This window comes from Neisseria sp. P0021.S006 (assembly GCF_051956895.1).
Genome location: NZ_JBQCWZ010000112.1, coordinates 1 through 2,733, shown reverse-complemented (window position 1 = coordinate 2,733; position 2,733 = coordinate 1). Strand labels below are relative to the sequence as shown.

Below are 2,733 nucleotides of genomic sequence, written 5' to 3'. Positions count from 1 at the left end.
CTTCACGGTTGCTGATTGCGTTGTTTTTTGCGCTCAGCATCATTGCCAACAATGTGCATTACGCGGTTTATCAAAGTTGGATAACGGGCATTAATTATTGGCTGATGCTGAAAGAGGTTACCGAAGTCGGCAGCGCGGGCGCGTCGATGTTGGATAAGTTGTGGCTGCCTGCGTTGTGGGGCGTGTTGGAAGTCGTGCTGTTTTGCAGTCTTGCCAAATTCCGCCGTAAGACGCATTTTGCCGCCGATATTTTGTTTATTGCGGCGATGTTGCTGATTTTTGGACGTTCATTCAGTACGACGCAGGAACACGGTATTTCGCCCAAACCGACATACAGCCGCATCAAAGCCAATTATTTCAGCTTCGGCTATTTTATCGGGCGTGTGTTGCCGTATCAGTTGTTTGATTTAAGCAAGATTCCTGTGTTCAAACAGCCTGCGCCAAGCAAAATCGGGCAGGGCAGTGTTCAAAATATCGTTTTGATTATGGGCGAAAGCGAAAGTGCGGCGCATTTGAAATTGTTTGGCTACGGACGCGAAACTTCGCCGTTTTTGGCCCAGCTGTCGCAAGCCGACTTTAAGCCGATTGTGAAACAAAGCTATTCTGCCGCTTTGATGACGGCTGTGTCCCTGCCCAGCTTTTTCAATGCGATACCGCATGCCAACGGTTATGAGCAAATCAGCAGCGGCGATACCAATATGTTCCGCCTCGCCAAAGAGCAGGGCTATGAAACGTATTTTTACAGCGCGCAGGCTGAAAACGAGATGGCGATTTTGAACTTAATCGGTAAAAAGTGGATAGACCATCTGATTCAGCCGACGCAGCTGGGCTATGGCAACGGCGACAATATGCCTGATGAGAAGCTGTTGCCGCTGTTCGACAAAATCAATTTGCAGCAGGGCAAGCATTTTATCGTGTTGCACCAACGCGGTTCGCACGTCCCATACGGCGCATTGTTGCAGCCTCAAGATAAAGTATTCGGCGAAGCCAATATTGTGGATAAATACGACAACACCATCCACAAAACCGACCAAATGATTCAAACCGTATTCGAGCAGCTGCAAAAGCAGTCTGACGGCAACTGGCTGTTTGCCTATACCTCCGATCATGGCCAGTATGTGCGCCAAGATACCTACAATCAAGGCACGGTGCAGCCCGACAGCTATCTTGTGCCGCTGGTGTTGTACAGCCCGAATAAGGCCGTGCAACAGGCTGCCAACCAAGCTTTTGCGCCTTGCGAGATTGCCTTCCATCAGCAGCTTTCAACGTTCCTGATTCACACACTGGGCTACGATATGCCGGTTTCAGGTTGTAGCGAAGGCTCGGTAACGGGCAATCTGATTACAGGCGATGCAGGCAGCTTGAATATTCGCGACGGCAAGGCGGAATATGTTTATCCGCAATAAGCGGCGAGAAAACCAATAAAGACAAATTTAGATGATGTCGGGGATAGATGCCCGACCGACAAGACTATGCAAAATATGAAAAACCAAGTACGCGGATCAGGCATGGATGCCCGATCCAACCCAGCCAATGTTTCAGACGGCCTGCAAAACAGTTCGGGCCATATCGGTGCCAACACGCGCTACCGCCTGACCAAGCTCGGCGAGCAAATGGCGCGCCTGCCCATTGACCCGAAAATCGCACGCATTTTGTTGGCGGCGAAGAAACACGACTGCATGGCGGAAATATTGGTGATTGCGTCCGCGCTATCGATTCAAGATCCGCGCGAGCGGCCGCTGGAAGCGCGCGATGCCGCGGCCAAGGCGCATGAACGCTTTACCGACAAGCAATCCGACTTCCTTGCCTATCTGAATATTTGGGACAGCTTCCAGCGCGAGCGCGATAAAGGCTTGTCCAACAAGCAGCTGGTGCAGTGGTGTCGCCAATATTTCCTGTCACACCTGCGTATGCGCGAATGGCGCGAGCTGCATCACCAGCTTGCCCAAACCGCGATTGAAATGGGTTTGACCACTAAAGAAGCAGCGTTTCGACAACCTTCTACCCAAGAGCAATTAAGGCCGTCTGAAAGCCAAGGCGACCAAGATTTGGCGGCCAAACTCAAACAAAAACAACTGGATAAGAAACAACATCGCGCACAAATCCGTGCCGCCAAAGAAGCCGGCTACGAACAAATCCACCGCGCCCTGCTGACCGGCCTTATCGCCAACGTTGGCATGAAATCGCCCGACGGCAACGACTATACTGGCGCGCGCGGCAGCCGTTTCCACCTTTTCCCTGCATCAGCCCTGTTCAAAGCCAAGCCCAAATGGGTGATGGCGGCAGAATTGGTTGAAACCACGCGCCTTTACGCGCGCGACGTCGCCGTTATCCAGCCCGAATGGATCGAGCAGGAGGCGCCGCACCTCGTCCGCTACCATTATTTCGAGCCGCACTGGGAACAAAAACGCGGCGAAGTCGTCGCCAGCGAACGCGTGACGCTTTACGGCCTGACCGTATTGCCGCGCCGCCCCGTGTCTTACGGCAAAGTTGCGCCCGAAGAAGCACGCGAAATCTTTATCCGCGGCGCATTGGTGGCGCAGGAAAGCAATCTTCAGACGGCCTTTTTTGCCCACAATAAAAAGCTGATTAAAGAAATTACCGAACTCGAACACAAGTCTCGTAAGCAAGACGTATTGGTCGATGACGAAGCCCTGTTTGCGTTTTATAACGAACGCCTGCCCGAGCTGGTGTGGAAAGACGCGAAAGGCGGCGTTTGGGGAAGCGAAGAAT

The 2,733-nt window shown here is 52.3% G+C and carries 2 protein-coding genes; both read left to right on the top strand.

What is annotated here, in order from left to right; translation table 11 throughout:
• Nucleotides 1-1,406, top strand: a 1,406-nt coding sequence (locus tag ACTHUM_RS11250) for a phosphoethanolamine transferase (RefSeq protein WP_440402907.1), incomplete at its 5' end; no start/stop codon positions are given.
• 66 nt (nt 1,407-1,472) lie between these two features.
• Nucleotides 1,473-2,733, top strand: a 1,261-nt coding sequence (locus ACTHUM_RS11245) for a DUF3418 domain-containing protein (RefSeq protein ID WP_440402906.1), incomplete at its 3' end; no start/stop codon positions are given.